This window comes from Nonomuraea sp. CA-143628 (genome assembly GCF_050942315.1).
Taxonomy (GTDB): Bacteria; Actinomycetota; Actinomycetes; order Streptosporangiales; family Streptosporangiaceae; genus Nonomuraea.
Window position 1 is genome coordinate 5,961,405 of the sequence record NZ_CP192072.1, and the last position, 26,143, is coordinate 5,987,547.

Genomic DNA, 26,143 nt, shown 5'->3' on the forward strand with positions numbered 1-26,143 from the left:
GGATGACGCAGAAATCGCAGGAGGCCCTGCACGACGCCCAGACCAAGGCCGTGCGCTATGGGCACACCGAGGTCGACGCCGAGCACCTCCTGCTGGCCTTGCTCGAACAACCGGAAGGGCTGGCACCCCGGCTGCTGGCGGCGGCGGGGGCGAACACGGACAGCCTGATCACCGACCTGGAGGCGGAGCTTTCGCGAAGGCCCAAGGTCAGCGGGCCGGGGACGACACCTGGCCAGGTCTTCGTCACCCAGCGGCTGTCCCGGCTGCTCGACAGCGCGGAGCGGGAGGCGAAACGGCTCAAGGACGAGTACGTCTCCGTCGAGCACCTGCTGCTGGCCATGATCGAGGAGGGTACCTCGGGCGCCTCGGGACGGCTGCTGCACGGCCAGGGATTGACCCGCGACCGCTTCCTGGAGTCGCTCACCGCCGTCAGGGGCAACCAGCGGGTCACCTCCGCGATGCCAGAAGTGGCCTATGAGGCGCTGGAGAAGTACGGGCGCGACCTGGTCGCCGAGGCCCGCGCGGACAAACTCGACCCGGTCATCGGCCGTGACTCGGAGATCCGCCGGGTGATCCAGATCCTCTCCCGCAAGACCAAGAACAACCCCGTCCTGATCGGTGACCCCGGTGTCGGCAAGACGGCCATCGTCGAAGGGCTCGCCCAGCGGATCGTGCGCGGTGACGTCCCCGAGGGACTGCGCGACAAGACGATCTTCAGCCTGGACATGGGCTCGCTGGTGGCCGGCGCCAAGTACCGCGGGGAGTTCGAGGAACGCCTCAAGGCCGTGCTGAACGAGGTGAAGGCGGCCGAGGGCCGGATCCTGCTGTTCGTCGACGAGCTCCACACGGTGGTCGGGGCGGGGGCGACCGAAGGCGCCATGGACGCCGGCAACATGCTCAAGCCGATGCTCGCGCGCGGCGAGCTGCACATGATCGGCGCGACCACGGTCGAGGAGTACCGCCGGCACATCGAGAAGGACGCGGCCCTGGAGCGGCGCTTCCAGCCGGTGCTGGTCGAGGAACCCTCCGTCGAGGACGCCATCTCGATCCTGCGCGGGCTGCGCGAGCGGCTGGAGGTCTTCCACGGGGTGAAGATCCAGGACAGCGCGCTCGTCGCGGCGGTGAATCTGAGCCACCGCTACATCGCCGACCGGTTCCTGCCGGACAAGGCGATCGACCTGGTCGACGAGGCGTGCGCGATGCTCCGTACCGAGATCGACTCCATGCCCGCCGAGCTCGACGAGCTGACCAGGCGGGTGATGCGGCTGGAGATCGAGGAGGCCGCGCTGGCCAAGGAGGACGACGCGGCGAGCCAGACTCGCCTCGCCGACCTGCGCAAGGAGCTGGCCGACCTGCGCGCCGAAGCCGGTGCGATGCGAGCGCAGTGGGAGGCCGAGCGCTCGGCCCTGCGCAAGGTCCAGGCCCTGCGGCAGGAGATCGAGTCCGTACGGCGGGAGGCGGAGCTGGCCGAGCGTAACTACGACCTCAACCGCGCCGCCGAGCTGCGCCACGGCAAGCTGCCCGAGCTGGAACGGCGGCTGCGTGGCGAGGAGGAGCGGCTGGACACCCGGCAGCACGGGCACCGGCTGCTGCGCGAGGTCGTGACCGAGGAGGAGATCGCCTCCATCGTCTCGCGCTGGACCGGCATTCCGGTGAGCCGGCTGAAGGAGGCGGAGCGCGAGAAGCTGCTGCGGCTGGACGAGATCCTGCACGAGCGCGTCATCGGCCAGGAGGAGGCGGTGCGGCTGGTGGCCGACGCCGTCATCCGGGCCCGCGCCGGTATCAAGGACCCCAGGCGCCCCATCGGATCCTTCCTCTTCCTCGGGCCGACCGGTGTCGGCAAGACCGAGCTGGCCAAATCGCTCGCGGCGGCGTTGTTCGACACCGAGGACAACATGATCCGCATCGACATGAGCGAGTACCAGGAGCGTCACACGGTCAGCCGCCTGGTCGGCGCCCCTCCGGGCTACATCGGGTACGAGGAGGGCGGCCAGCTGACGGAGGCGGTGCGGCGCAAGCCGTACTCGGTGGTGCTGTTCGACGAGATCGAGAAGGCCCACGCGGACGTGTTCAACACGCTGCTGCAGGTCCTCGACGACGGGCGGCTGACCGACGCCCAGGGCCGTACGGTCGACTTCCGCAACACCGTGGTCATCATGACCTCCAACATCGGCTCCCAGTACCTGCTCGACGGGGTCACCTCCGACGGCGAGATCAAGCCCGAGGCGCGCGAGCGGGTGATGGGGGAGCTGCGCCGCCACTTCCGGCCCGAGTTCCTCAACAGGGTCGACGACATCGTGCTGTTCAAGCCGCTGACCGAGAACGAGATCGAGCAGATCGTCGACCTGATGTTCGACGACATCAGGCGGCGCCTGGCCGACCGGCGGCTCACCCTGGAGGTCACGGAGGCGGCGCGGCGGCTGATCGCCAACCAGGGGTACGACCCGGTCTACGGCGCCCGGCCGCTACGGCGCTTCATCTCCCGCGAGGTCGAGACCAGGATCGGCCGCGCGCTGCTCAGCGGCGACATCCTCGAGGGCTCGACGGTCACGGTCGACGTCGACAAGGGCGAGCTGACCGTCACCTTCCACGGATCAGGGGGGTGAGCCGGCGGTGTGGTCCTCGTCGTAGATGTCGGACGCCGACCTGACGATGAGCGGGTCCGGCGTGCCGACCACCTCGTGGTCCTTGTTGTCGTAGTCGAAGCGGCTCAGCACGTGGCGCATCGCCTCCAGGCGCCCGCGCTTCTTGTCGTTGCTCTTGATGACCGTCCACGGCGCCTCGCGGATGTCGGTGTTGAGGAACATCTCCTCCTTGGCGCTGGTGTAGTCGTCCCAGCGGTCCAGCGAGGCCAGGTCCATCGGCGACAGCTTCCACTGCCGCACGGGATCCACCTGCCGGATGATGAACCGGGTGCGCTGCTCCGAGCGCGTCACCGAGAACCAGAGCTTGACCAGGTGGATGCCGTCGCGCACCAGCGCCCGCTCGAACTGCGGCACCTGCACCATGAACTCCCGGCACTCGGCCTCGGTGCAGAACCCCATCACCCGCTCGACCCCGGCGCGGTTGTACCAGGAGCGGTCGAACAGCACGATCTCCCCGGCCGCGGGCAGATGGGCGATGTAGCGCTGCAGGTACCACTGGGTACGCTCCCGCTCGGACGGCTTCTCCAGCGCAACCACGGTGGCCCCGCGCGGGTTGAGATGCTCCATGAACCTCTTGATCGTGCCGCCCTTGCCCGCCGCGTCACGCCCCTCGAAAAGGATCACCAGGCGCTGCCCGTTGGCCTTGACCCAGTACTGCAGCTTCAGCAGCTCGATCTGCAACAGCCGCTTGTCGTGGTCGTACTTCTCCCGCGGCAGCCGCTCGGGATAGGGATAGTGCTCACGCCAGGTGTCGACCCGGCTGCCGTCCGGCCGCAGCAGCACCGGATCGTCGTCGTCGCTGTCGTCCACCAGCAGCCCGGGGGTGGAGTCCAGCAGAGAAACCCGCTCCATAACAACCGACTTGCCCAAAAAACGCCCGGTAAAGCGGTGTGTGCGAGGCGGACAGTTGAACGCTTGATGTCCGTCCGAGGTCGCCCATCCGACCGCCAGGGGATCAATCGCGGCGGCGGGCGCTCAGGCGGTCGGGGTCCGGCCAGTGCACGCCGTAGGCCCAGCCCGCCAGCTCGAACCACCGGATCAGCCGGGCGCTGGGGTCGAGCTGCCCGCTGAGCACCCCGTGCCGCGCGCAGGTCGGCTCCACGTGGTGCCAGTTGTGCCAGCCCTCGCCGAGCGTCAGCAACGCCACCCACCGCACGTTCGACGAGCGGTCCCGGGTACGGAACGGGCGATCACCGAAGGTGTGCGCGATGGAGTTCACCGACCACGTGACGTGGTGCACCACGGCGTAGCGGACCAGCCCGCCCCAGAACAACGCCGTCCACGCGCCCGCCCACGACATCGACCACAGCCCGCCCACCGCGGCCGGCAGCGCGAACGACAGCGCCGCCACGGCCGGATAGGCGGCGTCGAACCGCCGTACATCCGGGTCGGCCAGCAGGTCGGGCACCCAGTGCCGCCGGCTGGAGCGGTCGCGCGCGGTGTAGAACCAGCCGATGTGGGCGTGCGCCATGCCGCGCAGCAGGGCCAGGCCACTGTCGCCGTAACGCCACGGCGAGTGCGGGTCGCCCTCGCGGTCGGCGTACTTGTGGTGACGGCGGTGCTCGGCCGTCCACAGGGTGACCGGGCCTTCGACCGCCATGCCGCCGGCCAGCATGAGCGCGACGCGCAGCGGCCGGTTGCACCTGAAGGCGCGGTGGGTGAAGAGCCGGTGGTAGCCGATGGCGATCCCGAAGATGCTGACCAGGTACATCACCACCGCGATCACCACGTCACGCGGTCCGACGCCCCATCCCCAGGCGGCGGGCACGGCCAGGACGGGAAGCAGCACGGGCAGCACCACCAGGACGATCAAGTAGACGGTCCGGCGACCGGTGGTGGCCGTCACCGTCTCCGCCGTGCCCGAATCCGGCTGCGGGGCTGATGACGAGCTCACGCTACCTCCCATGATCGGCGAGGACGATTGGGCTCCTCATTCAACGGCCGCGTCCCCAGCGCGCGGCAATGACCTGGAAGTGACGACTCCATCACTCAGAGGAATCAAAACACTCCATACGGTAGCCATCAAGAAATGGGTATCGCATGCCTAGTTGCGGCTACAGACCGTAATGATCTTTGTTCGCTCCGGCGTCGGACAGAAGGGCCATACGGCATGGGTGCTGTCGATCAGACAACCACGGGCGGCCATCTGGAGAGATACGACGAGGCGCTGGCGCGTGATCCGATCTCCGCGTTCGGCCTGGTCCGTGAGTGGTTGCGCAGCGACTGGCGAGCCCTGTTCGCCGAGCTGCGCGAGCGACGCCCCATCTTGGTCACGCCCGCCTTCACGGTCGTGACCCGCTTCGCCGACGTCACCGAGGTGCTCTCCCGCGAGACGGTCTTCTCCGTACGCGCCTTCGGCCCCCGTCTCGACGCCGCGCTGGGCGGCCCCTTCATGCTGGGCCGGGACGCCACCCCGATGAACTGGCGGGACAAAGGGCTCATGCAGGTCATGCTCGACCCGCGCGACGTGGCCGGGGTGCGCGAGCTGGCCGGGCGCCTGGCCGACGAGCGGCTCGACATCGCCTGGCCGTCCGGCGGCGTCGAAACGGTCCACGGGCTGTTCCGCCCTGTCGCCCTGGGCGTGTCCGCGACCTACTTCGGCTTCCCCGGCCCCGACGCGCAGACCCTGTCGCGGTGGACACGGGCCATCGTCACCGACGGCTTCGCCAACTTCCTGGGCGATCCGAAGATCCAGGCCGCGTCGGTCCGCGCGGGCTCAGAGATGATCGCCTACCTGCGCGAGCGGCTCACCGAACGCCGGGCCGCGCTGCGGGCGGGACGGCGCCTGCCCGACGACGTCTTCACCCGGCTCGCCGCCACCGCCCTGCCCGCCGAGATCGGCGTGGACGACGAACGCATCCTGATCAACATGGCCGGCCTGCCGCTGGGGTTCGTGGAGAGCGCGCCCGGAGCCATGGTCGAGGCGGTCGAGCAGCTTCTGCTGCGCCCGGAGGTGCTGGCCCAGGCCATCGAGGCCGCCGGCGACCCCGACCCCGCCCGCTTCGATCGCTATGTCTGGGAGGCGCTGCGGTTCAACCCGTTCTTCAAGCTGCTGCCCCGGCTGTGCGAGCGCGACTACGTCCTGGCCGCCGGCACCCCCCGCGCAACGATGATCCCGGCGGGCACGCTCGTGCTCGCCGCGCCGGCCTCGGCCATGTTCGACGCGGACGTGGTGGCCGAGCCCGAGGAGTTCCGCCTCGATCGGCCGGGCCACCATCAGCTCTTCTTCGGTTTCGGTCAGCACGCCTGCCTGGGCGTGCATCCGGCCAAGGTCGTCATCTGCGAGGCCGTACGCCGCCTGCTGCTGCGTCCCGGAGTGCGCCTGCTCCCGCCGCCGGAGGGGCGGGTCGTCCGCGCCGGCGGGATCTTCCCCGACCGGTTCGTCCTCGGGCTGGGCGCCGAAGGATGACGGCGGCCAAGGGTAGGACGACGGCGCGGAGCATCGCCACCGACGGGGCCGTCAACCGGCTCAGGTTCCTGGCGCTGACCAACGGCCGGCCGTTCTGGGATCTCGTCCAGTCCATCCGGCCCGTACGACGGCGCCTCAACGCCCTGCTGATCGACCAGGCGGTCCGCGAGATGCCGCCACGGCCGGAGCCGCTGAGCACGATGGCCGACTACACCTCATGGGCCTCGCTGACCGACCGTACCTACAGCGGCAGGCACCTGCCCCCGCTCGTCGTGCCCGAGAGCGCCCGGCCCACCCCCGAGAAGGCCGCCGACCTGTTCACCCGTGGCGAGAGCATGATCCCGTGCCCGCGCTCCACGGTGCTGTTCGCCTACTTCGCCCAGTGGTTCACCGACGGCTTCCTGCGCGGTGACGTCCACGTCCCCCGCGACCCCCGCAAGAACAGCTCCAACCACCACATCGACCTCAACCAGGTCTACGGCCTGCACGAGACGGCGACGGCCGCACTCCGTACCTTCCATGGCGGGCTGCTCAAGAGCCAGTTCATCAACGGTGGGGAGTTCCCGCCCTACCTGTGCGAGAACGGCAAGGTCAAACCGGAGTTCGCCGCCCTGAGCGTCATCCGCTTCGCCGAGCTCACCGACCAGCAGCGCGACACCCTGTTCGCGACCGGGAGCGACCGGGGCAACATCCAGCTCGGCTTCACCATGCTGACGGTGCTGTTCCTGCGCGAGCACAACAGGGTGGCCCGCCTGCTCGGCCAGCTCTGCCCGCGCTGGGACGACGAGCGCCTGTTCCAGACGGCGCGCAACATTCTCATCGTGCTGCTGATCAAGCTGGTCGTCGAGGAGTACATCAACCACATCACGCCCTACCACTTCCGCTTCACCCTGGACTCGCGGCTGTCGGCGACGCTGGCCCACGTGCCCTGGCACCGCGAGAACTGGGCCTCGGTGGAGTTCAACCTCGTCTACCGCTGGCACAGCCTGATCCCCTCCCAGCTGTCGGTGGGCGGCCACGACCTGCCGATGGCGCGGACGTTGCTCGGCGGCGCGCTGATCCCTGAGCACGGCCTCGGCCGGCTCTTCGAGGACGCCTCCCGCCAGCGCGCCGGCCGCGTCGGCCTGTTCAACACCGACCCCCTCCTGAGGGAGGTGGACGTGGCCAGCATCGCCGACTCGCGCACCCTCGGCCTGGCCCCCTACAACAGCTACCGCCAACACTGCAGGTTCCCCCGGGTGCGCGGTTTCGACCAGGTCTCCGGCGACGAGCGGGTCAGCGGCGCGTTGCGGGAGCTCTACCGCAGTGTCGACGACCTCGACCTGTACGTCGGCCTGTTCGCCGAGGAGCCCGGCAGCCCCGACGCCATCCTGCCGCCGCTGCTCACGAAGATCATCGCCATCGACGCCTTCTCCCAGGCGCTGACCAATCCGCTGCTGGCCCCAAGGGTGTCCAACGCCGCGACCTTCACCCCGCACGGCATGCGGATCATCACGAGCACGCGGACGCTGTCGGACGTACTGCATCGCAACGTCCCGGAGGATCCGAGCCCTCGCTTCGTCAGCATGACGCGACGGACGGCCCGATGAGCGGCCTTCCGGGCGGTCCGGTGAGCGGCCCTTCGGACGGCCCGATGAGCGACCAGGCCGCCGGGCCGCTGCGTGCCGCGGCCCGGGAGCTGGTCGACATCGGGGTCACGATCCGGGAGACGGCGGGCCACGCCACGGCCGCGCTCACCGACGGCGCCCTGCTCCGCGCCCTGCCGCACGCCCCCTCGGCGGGCTACCTGGCCCACCGCGCGCTGCTGCGGGCCATCACCAATGGCGCGGGCCTGGGCTACGCGCTCACCGGCGGCCCGCTGGGCACCCTGGCGGCCAAGCTCGGCGGCATGGCGGGCGCGGAGAGTCTGGCCGTACGCGTGCTGGCCACCTCACTGCGGCTGCGGATCGCCGCCGTCGCCCTCGACCACCCCGAGCTGAGCGCCGACCCGATGCTCGGCCGGCTCATCGAGGCCGCCGCCGCCGACCGCGACCTGGAGGCCGTCCGCGCGCTGCGCGCTCTGCTCAAGGACCGCGGCGCCGTACGCGCGCTCAGCGCCCTCGCCCCGATCTTCGGCGAGGTCCTCGCCCTGCGGGCGCTGCTCGACGAGAACCCGCTCAACGACGGCACCGCCTGGCTGATCGCGACGGGCAAGGGCTACGCCACCGCCGACCCGATCACCGGGATGAGCAACAGGATGGTCGCCGTCCTCGACACGGGGGAGGGGGCGGCACGCCGGGTCGACCTGTCCGCGGCCGAAACCGCGCGGCTGAGCCCCCAGGGTTCGCTGCTCGGCTTCCTGCGCAACATCAGCGTGCTCGGTACGACGGGACGGGTGCTCATCCAGAGCGTGGCGGGCCTCGACGGAGCGGTACGTCACGTCGTCCAGGCGCCCGGCATGCGGGCGGGACGGCTCGACGGCGACTCGCCCCAGGACCTGCTCGGCGCCTTCAGCAGCGCCGTGCTGGACAGCAGCCCCTACAGCCGCGCGCTGGCCAAGGCCATCGACGACTACGGTCTGCCCCAGGGCGCCGAGCTGGCTCTCATCGGCCACAGCGCGGGTGGCGCGGCCATCATGAACCTGGCCCAGGACGCCGAGTTCTGCGCCCGCTACACCGTCACGCACGCCGTCGCGGTCGGCTCGCCCGTCGACTTCAAGCGGCCCGCCGACCCGCGCACCTGGGTCGCCAGCGTCACCAACCAGCACGACATCGTCCCCACCCTCGACGGGCAGGGCGCGGGCACCTGCTTCGACCCGCATCCCGACTGGTACGTCGTGGACTACTTCGACGCCACCCACCTGTTCCCGCTCTGCCACAGCATCGAGCACTACATCGCCAACATCGCCGACGACCTGCCCGAGGCCCGTCGCCGGATCGACGGGCGGCTCGGGCCGTTCCGGGGGCAGGTCGTCCGCTCGCAGGCGTACCGGCTGTCCGACCGCGCCCCCCGCCCCGCCGGGTCGCCCTTCCTCACGGTGCCCACGTACGCCATGGACGGGGTCGAGCTGCCGATCAGGTGCCACAACGGCAGCGGCCTCACGGCCTACTTCGCCGCGGACCCGGCGGAGGCGGCGACGCTGCTGGAGGGGACCGGGTTCGGGCCCGCCGTACGGGTCGGCGGGCGCGCCTTGGTCGCCGTGCACGCCTCCTGGGACCGGCGCACCAGCGCGGGCGCCTACCGCGAGCTCCACCTCGGGATCGTCGTACCCGGTCCGTGGCGGTCGAGGTCGCCGCTCGTCTGGCTCGATCTGCCGCGCGGGGCCGACCGGCGGCGCTCGGGCAGCTTCCTGGCCGGCTCCGTGATCGACGCAGCCGCCCTCGGCACCGTGGCGCCGCGGCTGTGGGGTGGCGAGCCGTACCTGGTGCCGCTGGAGTTCGAGCTGACCACCGGCTACGCGCGCATCGCCGTCGGCGGCCTCGACGACCGGCTGCTCACGCTGAGCGGGGTCCTCGGCCCCTGGCTGCCGGTGAGCGACCGCGACCTGGTCGGCTACGCGCGGGCGGCGGAGGGCGGCGCGCTGCGCGCCTGCGTACGGACCCGCGGCCTGGCCCGCCTGCATCCCGTGCCACGGCTCCGGCTGACCGTGGCGCCGGGGTCGGCGCACCCACTGGCCCGCCGGCTTCGGGAGCTGGGCCTCGACGGCGCCCGCCCGCTGCTGTGCCTGTCGGCCACCGCCCGCCAGACACTCCGCGACGCCGCCGTCCCGCTTCCGACTCCCTGAGCCAACGACCGCCTGAGCGGCTGACCTTCTCCGAGCTGCCGCCCCGCTGCGCTATCGCCCCTCATGCGTTGTCCGATCCCCGAGCTGACAGCCCCAGCGCTACCGACTCCCTGAGCGGCCGACCCCCCCCGACCGGAGGACCGATGACAGCCGATCCCGCGGCGATCGCCGCCCACGCCGCACTCCTGCAGGCCGACATCCGCGCGCTGGCCGACTGCGCCGTACGCCTGCGCGAGATCGAGGCCAGGCTGGCGACCGGCGGGGCGCCGCCATGGCTGCGCGAGGCGATCGACGCCCACCTCGCCGCCTGCGCCGAGGCCGCCGCCGACCTGACCACGGCGGCGGCGCACCTGCGCCGCTACGCCGAGCGGGCGCGCCACTGACGCGCCCGCCGCCCGACGAACAACGCCGAGCGGGCCAAGGAAGCGGATCAACCCTCGTCGAAGGCGGTGCGGAGGGCGGGCAGGTTGTCCAGCAGGGTGCGCACTCCGAGCCGGTCGGCGGTGGCCGAGGCGTAGACGAACTGCACGTCGACCCGCCAGTTGCCGAACCGTAGCGGCAGGAGCACAGTGTCGCCGTCCCGGATCGATCGTGCGGCGACGAAAGCGGGGACTATGGCGACGAAGCCGGCGTCGACCGCCATCCGGATCGCGGTCGACGGCAGGCCGGTTGTGTGGATCGGGGCGTTGAGCCCTCGGTCCGGATGTTCGAGGGAGGCGGCGAGTTCCTGGGCGTCGCGACCCCACCGGTAGACGATGACGCCGGTTCGGCTGAGGTGTTCGATCGTGAGGCGTCTGCGATCGGCGAGAGGATGGTGCGGAGGGCACACCGCCACCAGCGCGGATCGGTTGATCGGCTCGGACCGCAACCCGCGCAACGGCACCTTGGGCATCACGAATCCGGCGTGGACGCTACCGTCGACCAAGCGGCCGACCACCTCACCGCTGTGTGCGACCCGGCAGTGCACGGCGATCGGTTCGCCCGCGACAGCCCGCAGTACGGCGGGGAAGACGACGTCGCCGAGGCTCGCGGGCGCGGCGAGTACGAGCCGTTGGGTCTCCTGCTTCGCCACGCCGATGGCCGCCTCGTCGAGAAGGTCGAGACACCGCTGTGCGTAGTCGTTCAACCGCTCGCCGGCCGGGGTGGTGACGCTGCCTCGCGGACCTCGCACGAACAACGCGGCACCGAGTTTGCGCTCCAGGGCGGCTATCCTGGCGCTTACCGACGGCATCGACAGCCGTAGTTCGGTCGCCGCGGCGCCGAGGCTTCCCATGCGTGTCACCGTGGTGAACACGACCAGATCCATTGTCTCGATCTTGTGACCGGGGCCACCGAAGCCGGTGACAGTCATAGGCACAGCCTAACCCTGGCCCCAGGCATTTCGGGTCTACCTCCACGATTCAGACATCATCGATAGTTCAGGGCATGAATGAGACATCGACGGGCGTTTCGCCGGGCGAAGATCAGCGCCTGCGGCGCGGGCTCGGCACTATATCCCTTTCCCTGATCACTTTCTCCAGCGTCATCGGCTCGGGCTGGCTGCTCGCGCCGTACACCGCGGCCAAGGCGGCCGGGCCGGCCGCCTTTCTGTCCTGGACGATCGCCTCGGTCGCTACCGCTCTGGTATCACTCGCCTTCATCGACCTGGCCTTCCGCCATCCGATGTCCGGTGGCAACGTCCGTTGGCCGCAACTGGCGTCGGGCCCGCTGGTCGGCAGCGTGGTCGGCTGGGCGGTGTTTCTCCAGGCGGTCAGCGCCGGGCCGAGCGAGTCGACGGCGGTTGTGCAATACGCGGCCAAGTGGCTGCCGTGGGTGATGTCCGGTGAGTCGTTGAGCTGGGCGGGACGGCTGATCGCCGCCGGGCTGCTCGTGTTCTTCTGCACGCTCAACCTGTTCGGGATCAAACTGCTCGCCAAGGTGAACAACGTGGTCGCCACCATCAAGGTGGTGATCCCGGCACTTACCGTGATCCTTCTGCTGGCCAGCGGCTTCGACACGACCAACGTGGCGACCGGCGGCGGGATCGCACCCTACGGCGTCTCGGCGGCACTCACCGCGGTGGTCGGCGGCGGGCTGGTGTACTCGTTCACCGGAATCAACGCCGCGGCCGTGATGTCCGGCGAGGCGAAGGACCCGCGCCGCACCGTGCCGAGGGCCACGCTGATCGTGCTGGCCGGGACGGTCGTGCTGTACATGGGCCTGCAAGCCGTGATGATCTTCTCGTTGCCCAGCGGGCTGCTCGGCAGCGGCTGGCAGGGGATCAACCTCAATTCGCCGCTCGCCTCGCTCGCCACCCTGCTCGGCCTGTCCTGGTTCGCCACCGTGCTGCTCGCCGACGCGATCTTCTCCCCCTCCGGCAGCCTGCTGATCGGCATCGGCGTCAAGGGCCGCTACACCTACGGCGCCGCGCAGAACGGCCTGCTGCCCGCCGCACTGACAAAAGTGGACTCCCGGTTCGGCATTCCCCGGCGCGCGCTGCTGCTCAACGTCGGCATCGGCTCGGTCATCGTGCTCACCTTCGGGAACTGGAAATCCATCGCCAGCTCGCTGAGCTTCTACTACGGACTCTCGTACGCGGCCGTCTCCGTCGCGGTCACCGTACTCGCGGCGACGACTCCGCTGGAGAAGGGCTGGCTCCGGAGGTGGGCGATTCCAGTCGGCTTCGCGTCCTTCGTGCTTTCCGGCCTCATTCTCTACTGGTCGACCTGGGAAAAGGTCCGGGTCGCCGTGCCGTTGCTGCTGATCGGCTTCCTGATCTACCTCGTCCGAACAAAGAAGATGCGAGTGGCGGGCGGCTGGCTGGTGGGCTTCATGCTCATGCTCGCGGTGCTGTCCGCGCTCGGCTCCTTCGAAGGTGCCGGCCTCATCGCCGCGCCGTACGACTCCATTCTCGTCGGTGTGTTCAGCGCGGGAATCTGGTGGCTCGCGCACCGATCCGGCCTGCGCCACCAGCGATCACTGGCAGAAGTCGCGACCTCACAAGAGGTAAGGAGCATGGCTTGACCGAGATGGCGATCGACCTCGACTGGGACCTTGAGCGATCCCGCGCCCGGCGGAACAAGCGATGGTCTCAGTACGGCCGGGACATCATCGATCTCACCGTCGCCGAGATGGACCTGCCGGTCGCCGGCCCCATCCTCGCCGCCGTTCAGGACGACGTGCGCCGGCAAGCGTTCGGCTATCCGCTCGCCGACGAACTCAGCGAGGTTCCCCAGGCGGCCGCCGAATGGCTCACCGAGGTGCACGGTCTCACGGTCGGCCCGGACCGAGTGCGGCTGCTGCCGGAGCTGATGCGCGGCGTGACCATGTCGATCAGGCACCTGACCAGGGCGGGTTCGCCGGTGGCCGTGCCGGCCCCCACCTACGGCCGGTTCTTCGACGCCATCCGGATCGCCGGTCGCGAGGCCGTCGAAGTTCCGATGCGTATCGGAGAACGAGGCCACGAACTCGACCTCGACGGCATCGACCGGGCACTTCGAGCGGGCGCGGGCAGCGTCCTGCTCTGCCATCCCAGCAACCCGACGGGCCGCTTGTTCGATCGCGACCAGTTGCGAGGCCTGGCCGAACTCGCCGCGCGGCACGGGGCGCGAGTGATCAGCGACGAGATCCACGCGCCGCTGCGCTATCACCTCGATTTCATCCCGTACGGCTCGATCGACGACAACGCGATCACTCTGATCAGCGCGACCAAGGCGTGGAACTTCCCCGGCCTGCGGTGCGGGCTGATCGCTTTCAGCAATCCGGACGACGCGCGGCTCTGGCAGAGCCTGCCGAGGGCGGCGGTCGGCGGCATGAGCCCGCTCGGCATGACGGCCACCGTCGCCGCGCTTCGCGACGGCGGGCCGTGGCTGCGCGAGGCCGTCCGGTTCCTGGACGGCAACCGGAAGCTGGTCACCAACATGGTCGCCGACTTGGACATCGGATACATAGAGCCGGACGCGAGTTTCCTGGCCTGGCTCGACCTGCGCCGGTTCGGGCTCGCCGACCCGGCGGCCCACCTGCTGGACCGGACCGACGTCGCCACCACCTCGGGCGCCGACCACGGAGCGTCAGGGAACGGCTTCGTCCGGCTCAACTTCGCGACTCCGCCTGACGTACTCACGGATGCCCTTGATCGAGTCATCGACTGTCTGCTCGGCCGCTAGGTAGGACGACGCGCTCATCGGGGGCGCGTGGTGACTCCAGTGGTTCGCTCAAGTCGGACCGGGCCGCCCCGTCGTGAATCGCGGAAGCGCGCGGTGCTTCCGCGATTCGCACCGGCTGTGCTCAGCCCGCCTCGTGTACGGCTCGGGCCGCGCTGAGCCCCGACTCCAGGGCGCCCTCGATCCATGCGTGCCACAGTGAGCAGTGCTCGCCGGCGAAGTGCACGCGGCCCTCCGGCGCCATGATCGCGTCATGCAGACTGCTTTGCTGGTGCGGCTCGAACAGGGCGAAGGCGCCGGCCGCGTAGGGGTCGTTGTACCAGGCGTGCGTGACGCCGAACTCGAAGTGGTCGTAGATGTGGGGATGGATCTTGGCGACGTCCTCCAGGGCCTGGTCGATCCGCTTCTGCGAGGACATCGCGCCCCAGCGCAGCGCGTCCTGGCCCCAGGTGTAGCTGGCCAGCAGGATCGAGCGTTCGTCGGGGACGGGATGCGAGGGATAGCAGATGCGCCGGATCGGCAGGTCGGTGACCGTGGTGCCGCCGACGATGCCGTCGGTCTGCTCCCAGAACGGCCGCCGCACCTGGAAGAGGATCTTGGTGGAGGCGTTGTAGTTGAGCTCCCGGATGGCGCGCTGCTTGCGGCGGGAGAACGCGGGCCGGGTCTCGACGTCACGCAGCACCGAGAACGGGATCGTGCAGATGGCGTAGTCGCCGGTGAGCGTCGTACGGCCCGATCCGGTCTTGAGGTGCAGGGTGACCGAGTGGTCGTCCTGCTCGATGGCGGAGACCTCGTGACCGAACCGGATGTGGTTCCTGAGCTCGTGGTAGAAGGCGGTCGGCAACCGGTCGGCCCCGCCTTCGATCTCCTGCATGTCCTCGAACGCCCGCCCGATGATCTCGCGGAACTGCTCGATGACCGCCGCGTTGAGGTTGGCCTCCCGGAAGCTCATGACGCCGTAGAGCTCGATGGCCCCCTCGGAGAATCCACGCTCGCGAAGGAAGCTGCGGATGGAGTAGCGGTCGTATTCCGCGCAGATGCGGTCGAGCGCGTTCTCGCCCTCCTGCGCGTAGAGGTCGTGGATCTCCTGGGTGGCGGTGCGCCACAGGTCCTCGTAGGTGCGGCCGTGCTCGTGCTCGGCCAGGCCGAAGTCGATGATGTCGGGGTTGTCGTTGAGCTCCTTGATCGTGGTCCTGACGCCCTGGATGTAGGCCAGGGCGCGGGGGTTGCCCATGACGAACGGCCGCAGGGTCAGCCCGAACCTCTCGCAGTAGGCGAGTGTGAGGTCGTGCACGCGCGGGATCCGCATCGCGCCCGCCTCGGCGTACAGGCCGGGCGCGAATCCGCGCAGGGTGAGCACGCGCCCGCCGACCCGCTGCTGGGCCTCCAGGACGATGGGCTCGTGCCCCTGTCGCATCAGCTCGTAGGCGGCGACCAGACCGGCCATTCCACCACCGATGATCAGTACGCGTTTGTTCGGCCGGCCGCCGGCGGCCAGTCCGTGCTCGGCCGCCGCGACCAGGTCCGCGGGCACTCTGAGGTCGTGACTCGGTCGGGGCGCTCCGGCGGCCATCAGCTCCGCGGGCATGGCCGAACCGAGCGCTGTCGACGGGTTCTCTTCCAGGGCGTCACACTCCTTCGTCATCACCTAAAGCACACTTATGATCGCTTTAAGTGACGATGATCGCCAGGGGTGAGTTCGTACGGCAGCGGAGGGCCGGGTCCACACCTCGTAGACATATCGCTGGATATATGGGCAAACTAACAGTTGTTATATTTTGCAGCGGACAATAGTTCGTCGTGGAGGGAAGTGGTGAAGGAGGTGGATCGATGAACGCGGCCGCATGGGGCTTGGGCGCGGCGGTGCTGCTGGCCTCGATCGTGGAGATGGTGGAGGCCCTGACGATCGTGATGGCGATGGGCGTGACGCGGAGCTGGCGCTCCACGCTCGCGGGCGTGGCCGCGGCCCTCGTCGCGCTGGCCGTCTTCACCGCCCTCGCCGGGTACGCGCTCACGACCTGGTTGCCGGCGGCGGCGCTCCAGCTCGCCATCGGCGGCCTCCTGCTGATCTTCGGCCTGCAGTGGCTGCGCAAGGCGATCCTGCGCTCGTCCGGGCGCAAGGCCATGCACGACGAGGACCAGATCTTCGCCGAGGAGGTGGCGGCGGCCGAGAGCGCGGGCGCGGTCACGACCAGGGGCCTCGACTGGTTCTCGTTCATGATCAGTTTCAAGGGCGTCTTCCTCGAGGGCGTCGAGGTGGTCTTCATCGTGATCACCTTCGGCCTGAGCGCGGGCGACATGCCGGTGGCGATCGGCGCCGCCGTCATCGGTGTGCTCCTCGTCCTCGCCGTGGGCATCGCTGTCAGGGGACCGCTGTCGAAGGTGCCGGAGAACACCATGAAGTACGGCGTCGGCCTGCTGCTCGCGGCCTTCGGCACCTTCTGGTCGGTCGAAGGGCTGGGCATCTTCACCGGCAGCCGCCAGAGCCTGGAGTGGCCGGGCGCCGACCTGGCGATCCCGGTGCTCATCGCCGCGTGGTTCGGGCTGTCGCGGCTGATGATCCACGCCCTCCGGCGACCCGCCGTCCCGAGCACGTCTGGCTAGGAGCGGAGCATGGGTTTCATCCGAGGATTCGGGCAGTTCTGGTACGACCTGATCATCGGCGACGACTGGAAGATCGCCGTGGCCGTCGTCACCACGCTGGCGCTCGGGACAGGGGTTTTGCTGGCGTTCGCGGTGCCGGGGCCGGTGCTGACGCCGGTGATCGGCCTGTGCCTCATGGCCGCTTTCGTCATCGCCCTGCGGATCGACACGCGCGACTAGAAGCCGGCGCTGTCAGAAGATGGCGCTGTCCTCGGCCTCGTAGACCGAGGTGGCGAACTCCTCCAGCGTCTTCGCGCAGTCCTCCAGCGCCTGGATCACCTCTTCGGCCCGCGAGGCGCCCAGGACGTCACGCGCCTTGACCTTCTCGTACCAGCCTTTGAGCTTGGTGAGGTCTTCCTCGTTCTCCTCCAGCTCGCCATAGGTGAAGTGCCGCGCGGTCACCTCTTTGGCCACGCCCGCGTGGAAGTCGACGCACTTGTCGAGGATCTCCTCGTATTCGTCATCGCGGGCGGCGTTGTAGAGGGCGACCAGCTCGCTCTCCCCGATGATCGAGGAGGTGCTGACCAGGAACGCCTGGCCCGACATCGACTCGACGATCTCGTTGCGCAGCGCCCGCAGCATCCGCTCGCTCTGCGGCGTCCGCGGTGCGGCGGCCGCGGAGTTCTGCAGGTAGACAGCGCCGAGGTTGCGCAGCCGCCGCCAGACGGCCGCGCGCAACCGGGTCGGCTCGCTGGGCACCCGGTAGATCAGCATGAGCCAGGTGACCGGCTTGGCGGCCTCCTGGCCTTCGGGAGTGTGGCCGGTCTTCGGCCTTTCGGTGCCCGGCACGACCCGCCTCCTCCGCACAGCTCGACGAGTCGATCGTAGCCGCCCTCACGGCACCCGCGACCGGCCGCGTCGTGGTCAGGGGCGGATGGCGCCGAGGAGGCGGGCCCGCCAGTAGTCGTCGAGGTCGACCACCTTGACGACGTCCCCGGTCTGCGGCGCGTGGACCATCTTGCCGTTGCCCGCGTACATCCCCATGTGGCCCAGCCCTCTGCTGAAGAGCAGGTCGCCGGGCCGCAGGTTGTCGAGTGACACCCGACGGCTCGCGCCCCAGCTCCACTGGGTGTAGGTCGTGCGGGGGATCCCGACCCCCGCGGCCCGCCAGGCGGCCTGGGTGAGGCCGGAGCAGTCGTAGGAGCCGGGGCCCGTGGCGCCGTACCGGTACGGCTTGCCGACCTGGGCGAAGGCGAACTGGAGCGCGGCGAGGGCGTTGCCGGAGGCCGGCCCGGTGTACTTGATGCCGGTGCTGTTGGGGTTGCCGTTCTGGAAGGCGCCCAGCTTGCGCAGGATCTTGGTCTGTTCGGCGATGAGCTTCTCGACCTCCGTCTTCTGCCCGCGCACCTTGTCGCGCGCCGCGTCGGTCTCGGCCAGGACGGTCTTGGCGTCGTCGCGCCGATCGCGCAGGTCCTTGGTGGTCGCCTCGTAGGCGCGGAGTTTCGCCGCCCTGTCCTGCGCCATCTGGTCGAGGGCGGCCATGCCGCCCAGGGTCGCCTCGGGGGTTCCCTCGACGACGAAGCGTTGCCAGCCCGCGAACTCGCCGAACTGATAGTTGCTCACCGCCACCGCGGCGAGGTCCCTGCGCAGGGCGTCGGCCTGTACGCCCTTGCGGCCGACTTCGGCGTTGAGGGCGTCGTACTTCTTCTTGGCCTTCTGGTAGCTCTCGGTGGCCTGGTTGTACTCCTCGACCACCTTGTCGGCCTGCTCGTTCAGTTTGACCAGCTTGGCCCTGGCCTTGGCCTTGGCCTGCGGGGTGGGCGCCGGTGCGGCCAGGGCGCTGCCCGGGGCGGCGGCGGCCCATGCGAGCGACGCCAGCGCCGCCGTCAGTGCCATCCGCCCAAGCCTTGTCGGCACGGCCACTACGATGCCTCCTCGTAACAGTCCACCGTTGGCCGGAACCGTACAGAAGTGATGGCCTGTTCGGCGCGGGGATGGCCTGCGCGGTTCCGTACTAACGGCGATAGGGGTGTGGTGCGCCGACCCATGAGGAGATACGCGCGCGGACCCCGGGACAGTTCAGTGGGCAACCGAGCGGACATGAATGCGCCCCGGCATCGCGGGTGCGATGCCGGGGCGGTAGGTGCTGCCGTCAGGAGTGGGACTTGACCCGGAAGGTGTCCTCGATGCCGCAGGACGGGCCGTTCTGTCCGTCGAAGCGGACGGAGTCGAAGAAGTCGCGGTAGGTGGAGAAGAAGTTGCCCTTGCCGCCCGGAGACGTCACGGCCGAGCAGCCGCCGTAGTTGGCTTCGGAGTAGAGGTGGATCCAGGAGCTTGTCCGGTTCCAGTCGGACTTGCCCCGGTTGGCCATGTTCAAGGCGGCCAGATCCGGCGTGTCACTCTGGATCTCGATGATGTCGCCCGTGCCGTCGAGGCCGGAGAACATGCAGTAGTTGCCGTCATGGCAGCGGTCGTAGCCCGTGGCGGCCTGGGCGGGAATGGTCGGCAGGATGGCCAGCGCGGCGGCTGCGATCGGTAGCGCGAGCATCTGAAGCTTCTTGCCCATTGCCCCTCTTCACGTGAAACTTTCCTTCGATGACGGGTCGAACATACATGATGCGATCTTCCCGACGGAAGGGTTGCGATTCACAGAAAGGCCGTGTCACACGGGCATGCGCGGCTCCGGCGTCACGGGCCGGGGTGTCTCCGGGGCCGCGAGGTCGGCCAGCCGCCCGGCAAGCAGCGCGGCCAGGATCACCCCTCCGGTGACGAGCATGAACACCCAGAACGGCGTGCCCCAGAGCGCCAGCTGCGCCTGGACCAGCGACAGGAACAGCACCGCGAGCACGGTGCCCGCCACGCCGCCCCGCTTGCCGTGCACGCTGATCCCGCCCAGCAGGACCGCGGCCAGGGCGATCGTGGTGGTGGTCCAGCCCGAGGCGGGGCTCGCCGCGTGCAGGCGGGTCAGCAGCGCCACTCCGCCCAGGGCGGCGAGCAGGCTCGACCCGCCCAGCCCGACGATGGCGCCGAGCCACACCGACTTCAGGCGCAGGGCGCTCCAGGCCAGCGCGCCGCCCAAGGACACGATGACGAACAGCACGAACCACACAAAGCCCGGAATATCACCGCCGGGCTGGAAGAAGACGGTCTGGCCGTCCGCTATCGCGATGACCACCGCTTCGCAGGCCACGGCCGCGCCGAGAGTCACGGCCCACGCCGGAGCCGAGAGCGCGGCGACGAACAGGCCCAGCACGAGCCCGCCGACTGTGGCGAGCACGATCGCGATGATCGCCGCGGTCCAGCCCAGTCCCTGCGTCGCCAGCGACGCGGTGACCATGCCGGTGAAAGCGGAGATCGACCCGACGGCCACATTGGGCGTCCCGGCGCGGAACGAGAGTGCCAGCCCTGTCGCCACCAGCCCCAAGGGCCCGGCCTGTGCCAGCACGTTGACCAGATGCACGCTCGGCGCGCTCAGCAGCGCCACCACGATCATCCCGATCGTGGCGAGTCCGAGCAGACCTTCCCAGACGAGAACGACAACTCGCATAGGGGCGATCATCCTCGTGTGTATGACCGCATTCAAGAGCATTCGGACGGGTTGCGGGGGAGGACAGCCGCGTCGGCGAGGGCCGTCACGGGCAACGCCACAGCTCGACGCTCCGGCCGGCGACCGCGTCGGGGCTGAAGGCCACCGATTGACGTGCTCCTCCACATGAATGAATGTGGAGGGTTCCTGTGCTGCTTACGCAGCAGCTCGCAGCGCGGGTGCGGGCGAGGCTGTGGGACAGGATGCTTGACGCTTCACAGGCCCCGCTATCGCGGAGTCTCCACGTCCTGTGACCGCCCATCCGGCGGCAGAGTTGTACCGATGAAGCTGGTTTCGGGCGGCGTTGGTATCAGCGTTGCCGATCCATCCGCACGCCAGGTTCTTGCACGCGAACCGCGACTGCGTCTCGCGAGATCCCGCAGTGGTGATGTGGCAGCGGTGGCACTCTTGGCTGGTGCCGCGCGGGTCGACCTTGGCGACCAGGCCACCGCGGTCGGCGGCCTTGTAGGTCAGCAACTCCACCGTTCGGCCCCACGCCTGGCTCGCGATCGAGCGGTTCAGGCCGCGCTTCTGGGCGACGCCCCGCCCCGGCTCCTGCACGGTCCCGGACGCCGAGGCCATCATGTTGGTGATTTTCAGGTCTTCGACCACGATCGCGCTGAATCGCCGCGCGAGGTCGGTCGTGCTCTGATACTGCCAGTCGACGGCTCGGCGCTTGGCTGTCGCGCGGAGCCGGGCGATCTGGCCGTAGGTGCGGCGTTCCCGGTTGGAGACCGGGCTGCCCTTCTTGCGGGTGGCACGCTGACGGGCGCTTTTGCGCTCCAGACGCAACAGCCACTCACTCTCCCCGCTCGTGAGCCACGGACCGTGCCGAAGGTGCTCCCCAATGGACAGAGCCAGCGGGACCGTGATGCCTCGATCCATGCCGGCCTTCGGCCCGGTGTGCGGCACGGGTACGGAGACGAGCAGCTCGGTACGGAAGACGATGTTCCACCCGTGGGCGTCTTTCACCAGGCGAGCCCCGGTGATCCTCCCGGATGGTCCGCCCTTGGTGAGGCCGGGCAGGTCTTTTGTCCAGCGGAACTTCACCCGCCCGAGTTTGGGCAGGTTCACCGCACCCCACCTGCGGTTGATCCGGGTGATCCGCAGGTCGCGGGCCTGGGGGACGTCCACGGCCATCCGGGACCGCAACCGGTCCTTGAACGTCGGCTGCTCGGCCGGGTGGTCGGGGTTGAAGAAGTTCGCCCACGCCTGCCGGTAGGTCTTCAGTACGGCTTGCGCGGCCTGAGCGGGCAACTGCCCCATCCACTCGATCTCGTGGCGGGCTTGCCGGATCGCCGCGTCGCACTCCTTCAGGGACGCGAGGCGGCCCTGGCGGAAGGTGGTGAACTCGTGGAGCAGGTTCCACAAGGCACGCACGGTGTGGGCTTGACCGTCCACGACGGCCTCCTGGGCCGGGTTGAGGTCGAGTCGCGCCACGTGGGCACGAGGCTGCTTCACCTTCTCCACGCACTGATCATATCTTTTGGTTTATGTCGCAGCGATGGAATTCGAATCCCGATGCGGGAAGGGGCGGCATGTCGTTTATAATCTCCGTGCCCATTTGGTCTTCGTGACAAAGTATCGGCGTGGGGTGTTCGCCGAGGAGATGCTGATCTGCTGCGAGGAACTCATGCGCGAGGTATGCGCCGACTTCGAGGTCGAACTGCGCGAGTTCAATGGCGAGCACGACCACGTCCCCCTGCTGGTCCACTACCCGCCCAAGGTTGCCCTGTCCAAACTCGTCAAATTCACTGAAGGGACTCTCGCCCGGATGCTTCGCAAAGGGATACGGCGCATATGTCCGCACATGCCTCTGGGGTGGACATTTCTGGTCTGGTTCCCATTTCTCCGGGTCGGTCGGCGGGGCGCCGCTCACCGTGCTCAAGCAGTACATCGAGCAGCGACCGCGCTCCTATGTCCGGTCCACCTCACCCCTCACCTGCGACGCTCGGGTCGGGCGGGTTGAGCGGATTCGGTCGTTGTCTGAATCTCGCGAGCCGCCGCTCGGCGGCCTTCTCGCTCAGGCCGGTCTCGGCAGTGGCCTCTCACTGGGTATAACCAATGGCTCGAAGCCCGATGACGCGGCGTAAATCCCGATTCTCCATCGACCTGATCGCGCGATGTACCAGATCCCCCATTACGGGCATTTTCCTCGGGATCGACCGTCCTTAACTGGACCGACACTGCGCTGTGGATCGGTTTTCGGCACGGTCGGCGGGGTATCTCCGGGCCGGTCTCGGCCGGGCGAGGTCGCTGATGGCCATGGGGCTGGCCACGTTGTCCTGCCAGAATTCCAGCCCTACAGCCCGGAGCGCGGCGGCAGATAGCGATGCTAGGCGCTGAGCGCCCTGAGGATCATTTCCGTAAGTCTGTCGAGATAGTCCGGTCCCGGCTCCACGGCGCGTACGGTGAGCCGCCAGTAGATCGGCGCGGCGAACAGATCGAGGGCAAGATCCACGTCCGCGTCCGCGGGCAGTTCGCCGCGCTCGATCGCTCGCTGGAAGATCACCATGGCCCGATCCCGCCTCGGCACGCCGACCATGGCCTTGACGACGTCGCCGAGTTCCGGATGACGGGCCATCTCGGCCACCAGATCGGGCAGGATTCGCGAGAACCGGGGATGGGTCAGCCATTCCATCAGCGCGTCCAGAGTCTCGCGCAGGTCGCCCCGCAGTGAGCCGGTGTCCGGGACCGTGGCCCGCGCCACGCTGAACTCGGAGATCACCGACATCGCCATCTCCTGCTTGGCCGGCCAACGGCGGTAGAGCGCGCTCTTGCCCACTCCTGCCCGTTTGGCGACGGCTTCCATCGACAGGCGTGCGTAGCCTTGCTCGGCCAGTTCGTCGAGTACGGCTTCGGTGATGGCCTTGGTGATCCCCGGTTGCAGCACGGCTGCGCCGGTGGGGGTGCGACGACTCATGCGGCGAGTCTAGCGATTGGACGGTACGGGACCGTCCCGTGTACTTTGGACAGAACGGTCCTGTACCGTCCAAACGTAAAGGATAGCCCGATGAACCCCCATGAGCTCGTCAAACACGCACTGAAGCTCCTGGTATCCAAGGACATGTCGGCCTTCGCCGGACTGTGGGCGGAGACCGGCGCGATGGAGTTTCCCTTTGCGCCGCCCGGCTATCCGCAGCGGCTCGAAGGCCGCGCCGCGATCCAGGAGTACCTGCGCGGTTACCCGGACATCCTTGACATCAGGGAGATCACCGAACAGGTGGTGCACCAGAGCGTCGATCCCGAGGTGGTGATCGCCGAGTTCACCGCCGCCGGGATCGTGGTCGCCACCGGGCGGCCGTACTCCCTGCGCTATATCGCCGTCATCACCGTGCGGGACGGTGAGATCCAGCACTACCGCGACTACTGGAACCCGCTAGCCGCGGCCGAGGTGATGGGCAACTCGGACGAGTTGCCCACCGCGTTCTCCGGTGGTGCGCATGACTGAGGTCCTCGTCCTCGGCGCGACCGGCACGACCGGCTCCAGAGTCGCCGCCTTCCTGGCCGAGCGCGGTGTCCCGGTCCGCCCGGCGACACGCAAGCCACATTCCGCCACGCAGGTGCGGTTCGACTGGGCGGACCGGGACACCCACGCACCGGCACTGCGGGGGGTTTCGGCGGTCTATCTCGTCGCTCCCGTCGGTGTGTCCGATCCCGTTCCGCTGGTGGAGCCGTTCCTCGAAGAGGCCGTCCGCCAGGGCGTCAGGCGCGTCGTGCAACTGAGCTCGTCCGCACTGCCGGAGGGCACGCCGGGACTCGGCGCGGTGCACAGTCTTGTCCGTACGACTATGGCCGAGTGGACGGTGTTGCGGCCGTCGTGGTTCATGCAGAACTTCACCGGTGAGCATGTCGTCGCCCAGGGCGTGCGGAGCGGTGAGATCATCACCGCGACGAAAGAGGGCCGGGTGGCCTTCATCGACGCGACGGACATCGCCGCCGTCGCCGGGCACGCGCTGGTCGACGAGGTACCGCACAACACCGAGCACATCCTGACCGGCCCCGAGGCGCTGAGCTACGCCGATGCTGCGGCGATCATCGCCCGGCGGATCGGCCGGCCGATCCGCCATCGGTCCATCACAGCCGACGAACTCGCCGTGCGCCTTACCGAACACGGCATCCCTCCGGAATTCGCCGCGATGCTCGCCGCACTCGACGAGGACATCAGCGGTGGCTCGGAAGACCGGGTCACCGGCACCGTCGAGCGCGTCACCGGCCGACCGGCCCGCAGTTTCCGGATGTTCGCTGAGACGGAGCTGCCAGGGACCATCTAGCTGGAGAAATGCAGGATGACGTACTCGTACTCGCCCGGCGACGCTCGTTTGAAGGTCCCGTCTCCGTCCAGGTCGATGAAGACGGTCAGATACAGATCCTTCTGCTGGGCGGCCAGGAGCGTCGCGGCGCCGTCCTTGAAGACGCTGGAGAACAGGACCGAGTCCTGCGAGGCGGAGCTGTGCCCGACCCGGTCGCCGATCAGGTAGTTGTGGCCGCGGTTGTTCAGGTACAGCGTCCCCGACCCGTGCTCGTAGTCGGCGATGCCGGTCCCCGGCCTGAAGCAGGGATGGTCGGCCACCTTGCCGCCGTCGTCCACGGAGAAGACCGAGTCGTCGGTCCACGCGCAGACCTGGGCGGCCGTGTCCTTGGGGAGGGTAGGGAAGCGCAATTCGAACGGGCGGCGCTTCATGGTGACGGTGGTGACGGGCCGGTCGAGGTCGCTGATGGCCATCGGGCTGGCCACGTTGTCCTGCCAGAATTCCAGCCCCAGGCGCGGTGAGCGGGCCACCTGCGCCGCGGGGCTGGGTGTGGCCGTGGCCGTGGCACTACCCGTCGCGGTCGGGGACGTCACCGAAGCCGATGGGCTGGAGGGGGTCTCCGGTGTCCAGCCCCGGGTGATGGCGACGGCCGCGGTCACCGTGAGGGCGATCACGAGGGCCCCCGCGAGCGCCGCGCCGGCGATCACGCCGCCGCGCGCACGGCCCGGGTTCGTCGGAGCGGGCGTGTCGGGCTGCGGCGTGACCGGCCAAGGAGGACCCTGCCGGGGCGCCGGTGGTGACCCCTTCGGCGGTGATGTGCCCAAAGGCGGTGAGGTTCCGTACGAAGCGGGAAACGGTGTCCCGTACGAAGGGGGACCCGGCTGCTTGTTCATCAGGCCCAGCAGCACCTGCCGGGCGGTCGGCCGCCACGACGGGTCCTTGTGCAGGCAGGCGGCGACGAAGCCGCGTAAGGTCCCGGTCAGCAGGCCCAGATCGGGCTCGGCGTTCAGGATGCGGTTGATCACGGCGGGCAGCGGTTCGTGCCCGAACGGCGGCCGGCCGTTGGCCGCGAACGCGATCGTGCACCCCCACGCGAACATGTCCAGGGGTGGACCGGCGGGGTGGCCGGACAGTTGCTCGGGCGACATGTACGCCGGTGTGCCCACGACCCCGCTGACCGTGGCGGCGGTGGCGTCGATCGGGCGCGCGATCCCGAAGTCGATGACCCGGGGACCGTCGGCGGCCAGGAGCACGTTCGCGGGCTTGAAGTCGCGGTGCACCACCCCCGCCGCGTGGATGGCGCCCAGCGCTGTGGCGGTCGCGATGGCCAGCCGGTCCAGGTCCGCGCCGCCCAGCAGCCCGTTGTCGCGCACCGCGTCCTGCAGCGACGGGCCCTCGATGTACTCGCTGATGACGTACGGGGGGTCGGCGTCGGGATCGGCCCCCAGTACGCGGGCCGTGCAGAACGGCGCCACCCGCTGCAGGGCCGCCAGCTCCCGGTGGAAGTGCCGCCGGGCGTCGAGGTCGTGGCCGAAGGGGGCGTGCAGGAGCTTGACGGCCGCCTGCTGCCCGCTGGGGGACGTGCCCAGGAACACCGTGCCCTGCCCGCCCTGGCCGAGCCGTCCCCGCAGGACGTATCCGGCGACTTCCCGGGGATCGTTCGAGCGGAGAGGTCGCATCAGGCCCTCTCGTGCGTGTGCATAGAGCCGATTGTGCCGGATCACGGTGTTGTGTGCCCATGCCCCCTCAGCGCCACGAGATC

The 26,143-nt window shown here is 69.3% G+C and carries 22 protein-coding genes and 1 pseudogene; 12 read left to right on the plus strand and 11 right to left on the minus strand.

Going from position 1 to position 26,143, the window contains the following annotated elements; all coding sequences use genetic code 11:
* The first annotated feature begins 2 nt into the window (after positions 1-2).
* Entirely contained in the window at positions 3-2,606 is a 2,604-nt protein-coding gene (gene clpB / locus ACQP2T_RS27215) for an ATP-dependent chaperone ClpB (protein WP_433518875.1), read from the plus strand.
* On the opposite strand, the gene ppk2 is transcribed toward clpB, so the two are convergent.
* Positions 2,595-3,497: a polyphosphate kinase 2 gene (gene ppk2, locus ACQP2T_RS27220; RefSeq protein WP_357954165.1), complete on the minus strand. Its 903-nt coding sequence runs from the start codon at positions 3,495-3,497 to the stop codon at positions 2,595-2,597. The two genes, clpB and ppk2, sit on opposite strands and share 12 nt — an antisense overlap.
* Positions 3,498-3,600: 103 nt before the next feature.
* On the minus strand, positions 3,601-4,551 hold the full coding sequence (locus ACQP2T_RS27225; protein ID WP_433518876.1) for an acyl-CoA desaturase: 951 nt from the start codon (positions 4,549-4,551) through the stop codon (positions 3,601-3,603).
* Positions 4,552-4,755: 204 nt separating this feature from the next.
* On the opposite strand from ACQP2T_RS27225, the gene ACQP2T_RS27230 reads away from it, so the two are divergent.
* From ACQP2T_RS27230 to ACQP2T_RS27245, 4 genes are all read left to right on the plus strand, one after another.
* Positions 4,756-6,054, plus strand: coding sequence for a cytochrome P450 (locus tag ACQP2T_RS27230; RefSeq protein WP_433518877.1), 1,299 nt, complete (start codon positions 4,756-4,758; stop codon positions 6,052-6,054).
* Positions 6,051-7,643 (plus strand): peroxidase family protein, encoded by a 1,593-nt coding sequence (locus ACQP2T_RS27235; RefSeq protein WP_433518878.1) that lies wholly within the window; start codon positions 6,051-6,053, stop codon positions 7,641-7,643. Before ACQP2T_RS27230 ends, ACQP2T_RS27235 begins: the two co-directional genes overlap by 4 nt.
* Positions 7,640-9,817 (plus strand): hypothetical protein, encoded by a 2,178-nt coding sequence (locus tag ACQP2T_RS27240; RefSeq protein WP_433518879.1) that lies wholly within the window; start codon positions 7,640-7,642, stop codon positions 9,815-9,817. Before ACQP2T_RS27235 ends, ACQP2T_RS27240 begins: the two co-directional genes overlap by 4 nt.
* Before the next feature lie 143 nt (positions 9,818-9,960).
* Positions 9,961-10,200, plus strand: a complete 240-nt coding sequence (locus ACQP2T_RS27245; RefSeq protein WP_433518880.1) for a hypothetical protein — start codon at positions 9,961-9,963, stop codon at positions 10,198-10,200.
* Positions 10,201-10,247: 47 nt separating this feature from the next.
* Here the strand turns inward: ACQP2T_RS27245 and ACQP2T_RS27250 are convergent, their stop codons facing one another.
* Positions 10,248-11,168: a LysR family transcriptional regulator gene (locus ACQP2T_RS27250; RefSeq protein WP_433518881.1), complete on the minus strand. Its 921-nt coding sequence runs from the start codon at positions 11,166-11,168 to the stop codon at positions 10,248-10,250.
* A gap of 74 nt (positions 11,169-11,242) precedes the next feature.
* On the opposite strand from ACQP2T_RS27250, the gene ACQP2T_RS27255 reads away from it, so the two are divergent.
* Together ACQP2T_RS27255 and ACQP2T_RS27260 are read left to right on the plus strand one after the other, a co-directional pair.
* Complete coding sequence (locus ACQP2T_RS27255) at positions 11,243-12,820, plus strand: APC family permease (RefSeq protein WP_433518882.1); 1,578 nt, start codon at positions 11,243-11,245, stop codon at positions 12,818-12,820.
* Between the two features lie 5 nt (positions 12,821-12,825).
* Positions 12,826-13,962, plus strand: a complete 1,137-nt coding sequence (locus ACQP2T_RS27260) for a MalY/PatB family protein (protein WP_433519837.1) — start codon at positions 12,826-12,828, stop codon at positions 13,960-13,962.
* A gap of 121 nt (positions 13,963-14,083) precedes the next feature.
* Here the strand turns inward: ACQP2T_RS27260 and ACQP2T_RS27265 are convergent, their stop codons facing one another.
* The gene (locus ACQP2T_RS27265; RefSeq protein ID WP_433518883.1) at positions 14,084-15,604 is read right to left on the minus strand and encodes an FAD-dependent oxidoreductase; all 1,521 of its coding nucleotides are present in this window, start codon (positions 15,602-15,604) and stop codon (positions 14,084-14,086) included.
* A gap of 185 nt (positions 15,605-15,789) precedes the next feature.
* On the opposite strand from ACQP2T_RS27265, the gene ACQP2T_RS27270 reads away from it, so the two are divergent.
* Positions 15,790-16,563: a COG4280 domain-containing protein gene (locus ACQP2T_RS27270; protein ID WP_433518884.1), complete on the plus strand. Its 774-nt coding sequence runs from the start codon at positions 15,790-15,792 to the stop codon at positions 16,561-16,563.
* A gap of 9 nt (positions 16,564-16,572) precedes the next feature.
* Complete coding sequence (locus ACQP2T_RS27275; RefSeq protein WP_433518885.1) at positions 16,573-16,782, plus strand: hypothetical protein; 210 nt, start codon at positions 16,573-16,575, stop codon at positions 16,780-16,782.
* 12 nt (positions 16,783-16,794) lie between these two features.
* Here ACQP2T_RS27275 and ACQP2T_RS27280 read toward each other — a convergent pair whose 3' ends face one another.
* The 5 genes from ACQP2T_RS27280 to ACQP2T_RS27300 all read right to left on the minus strand — a co-directional run bounded on the left by ACQP2T_RS27280 (position 16,795) and on the right by ACQP2T_RS27300 (position 21,598).
* Positions 16,795-17,391 (minus strand): Chromate resistance protein ChrB, encoded by a 597-nt coding sequence (locus tag ACQP2T_RS27280; RefSeq protein ID WP_433518886.1) that lies wholly within the window; start codon positions 17,389-17,391, stop codon positions 16,795-16,797.
* Positions 17,392-17,466: 75 nt separating this feature from the next.
* Positions 17,467-18,459: an NlpC/P60 family protein gene (locus tag ACQP2T_RS27285; RefSeq protein WP_433518887.1), complete on the minus strand. Its 993-nt coding sequence runs from the start codon at positions 18,457-18,459 to the stop codon at positions 17,467-17,469.
* A 235-nt stretch (positions 18,460-18,694) separates the two neighbouring features.
* On the minus strand, positions 18,695-19,108 hold the full coding sequence (locus tag ACQP2T_RS27290; protein ID WP_433518888.1) for a peptidase inhibitor family I36 protein: 414 nt from the start codon (positions 19,106-19,108) through the stop codon (positions 18,695-18,697).
* Positions 19,109-19,204: 96 nt separating this feature from the next.
* The gene (locus tag ACQP2T_RS27295; protein ID WP_433518889.1) at positions 19,205-20,089 is read right to left on the minus strand and encodes an ABC transporter permease; all 885 of its coding nucleotides are present in this window, start codon (positions 20,087-20,089) and stop codon (positions 19,205-19,207) included.
* Between the two features lie 195 nt (positions 20,090-20,284).
* The gene (locus ACQP2T_RS27300) at positions 20,285-21,598 is read right to left on the minus strand and encodes an RNA-guided endonuclease InsQ/TnpB family protein (protein ID WP_433518890.1); all 1,314 of its coding nucleotides are present in this window, start codon (positions 21,596-21,598) and stop codon (positions 20,285-20,287) included.
* Positions 21,599-21,632: 34 nt separating this feature from the next.
* On the opposite strand from ACQP2T_RS27300, the pseudogene tnpA reads away from it, so the two are divergent.
* Positions 21,633-22,041, plus strand: a pseudogene (gene tnpA / locus ACQP2T_RS27305) (IS200/IS605 family transposase); the annotation flags it as partial.
* Positions 22,042-22,463: 422 nt separating this feature from the next.
* Here tnpA and ACQP2T_RS27310 read toward each other — a convergent pair.
* Positions 22,464-23,051: a TetR/AcrR family transcriptional regulator gene (locus ACQP2T_RS27310; protein WP_433518891.1), complete on the minus strand. Its 588-nt coding sequence runs from the start codon at positions 23,049-23,051 to the stop codon at positions 22,464-22,466.
* A gap of 90 nt (positions 23,052-23,141) precedes the next feature.
* Between ACQP2T_RS27310 and ACQP2T_RS27315 the strand changes: the two genes are divergently transcribed.
* Together ACQP2T_RS27315 and ACQP2T_RS27320 are read left to right on the plus strand one after the other, a co-directional pair.
* A complete protein-coding gene (locus ACQP2T_RS27315) occupies positions 23,142-23,579 on the plus strand; it encodes a nuclear transport factor 2 family protein (protein WP_433518892.1) in 438 nt (145 codons plus the stop codon).
* Entirely contained in the window at positions 23,572-24,402 is an 831-nt protein-coding gene (locus ACQP2T_RS27320; protein WP_433518893.1) for an NAD(P)H-binding protein, read from the plus strand. The genes ACQP2T_RS27315 and ACQP2T_RS27320 overlap by 8 nt, the downstream gene beginning before the upstream one ends.
* Here the strand turns inward: ACQP2T_RS27320 and ACQP2T_RS27325 are convergent.
* The gene (locus tag ACQP2T_RS27325; RefSeq protein ID WP_433518894.1) at positions 24,399-26,060 is read right to left on the minus strand and encodes a serine/threonine protein kinase; all 1,662 of its coding nucleotides are present in this window, start codon (positions 26,058-26,060) and stop codon (positions 24,399-24,401) included. The genes ACQP2T_RS27320 and ACQP2T_RS27325 overlap by 4 nt on opposite strands.
* Between the last annotated feature and the right edge of the window lie 83 nt (positions 26,061-26,143).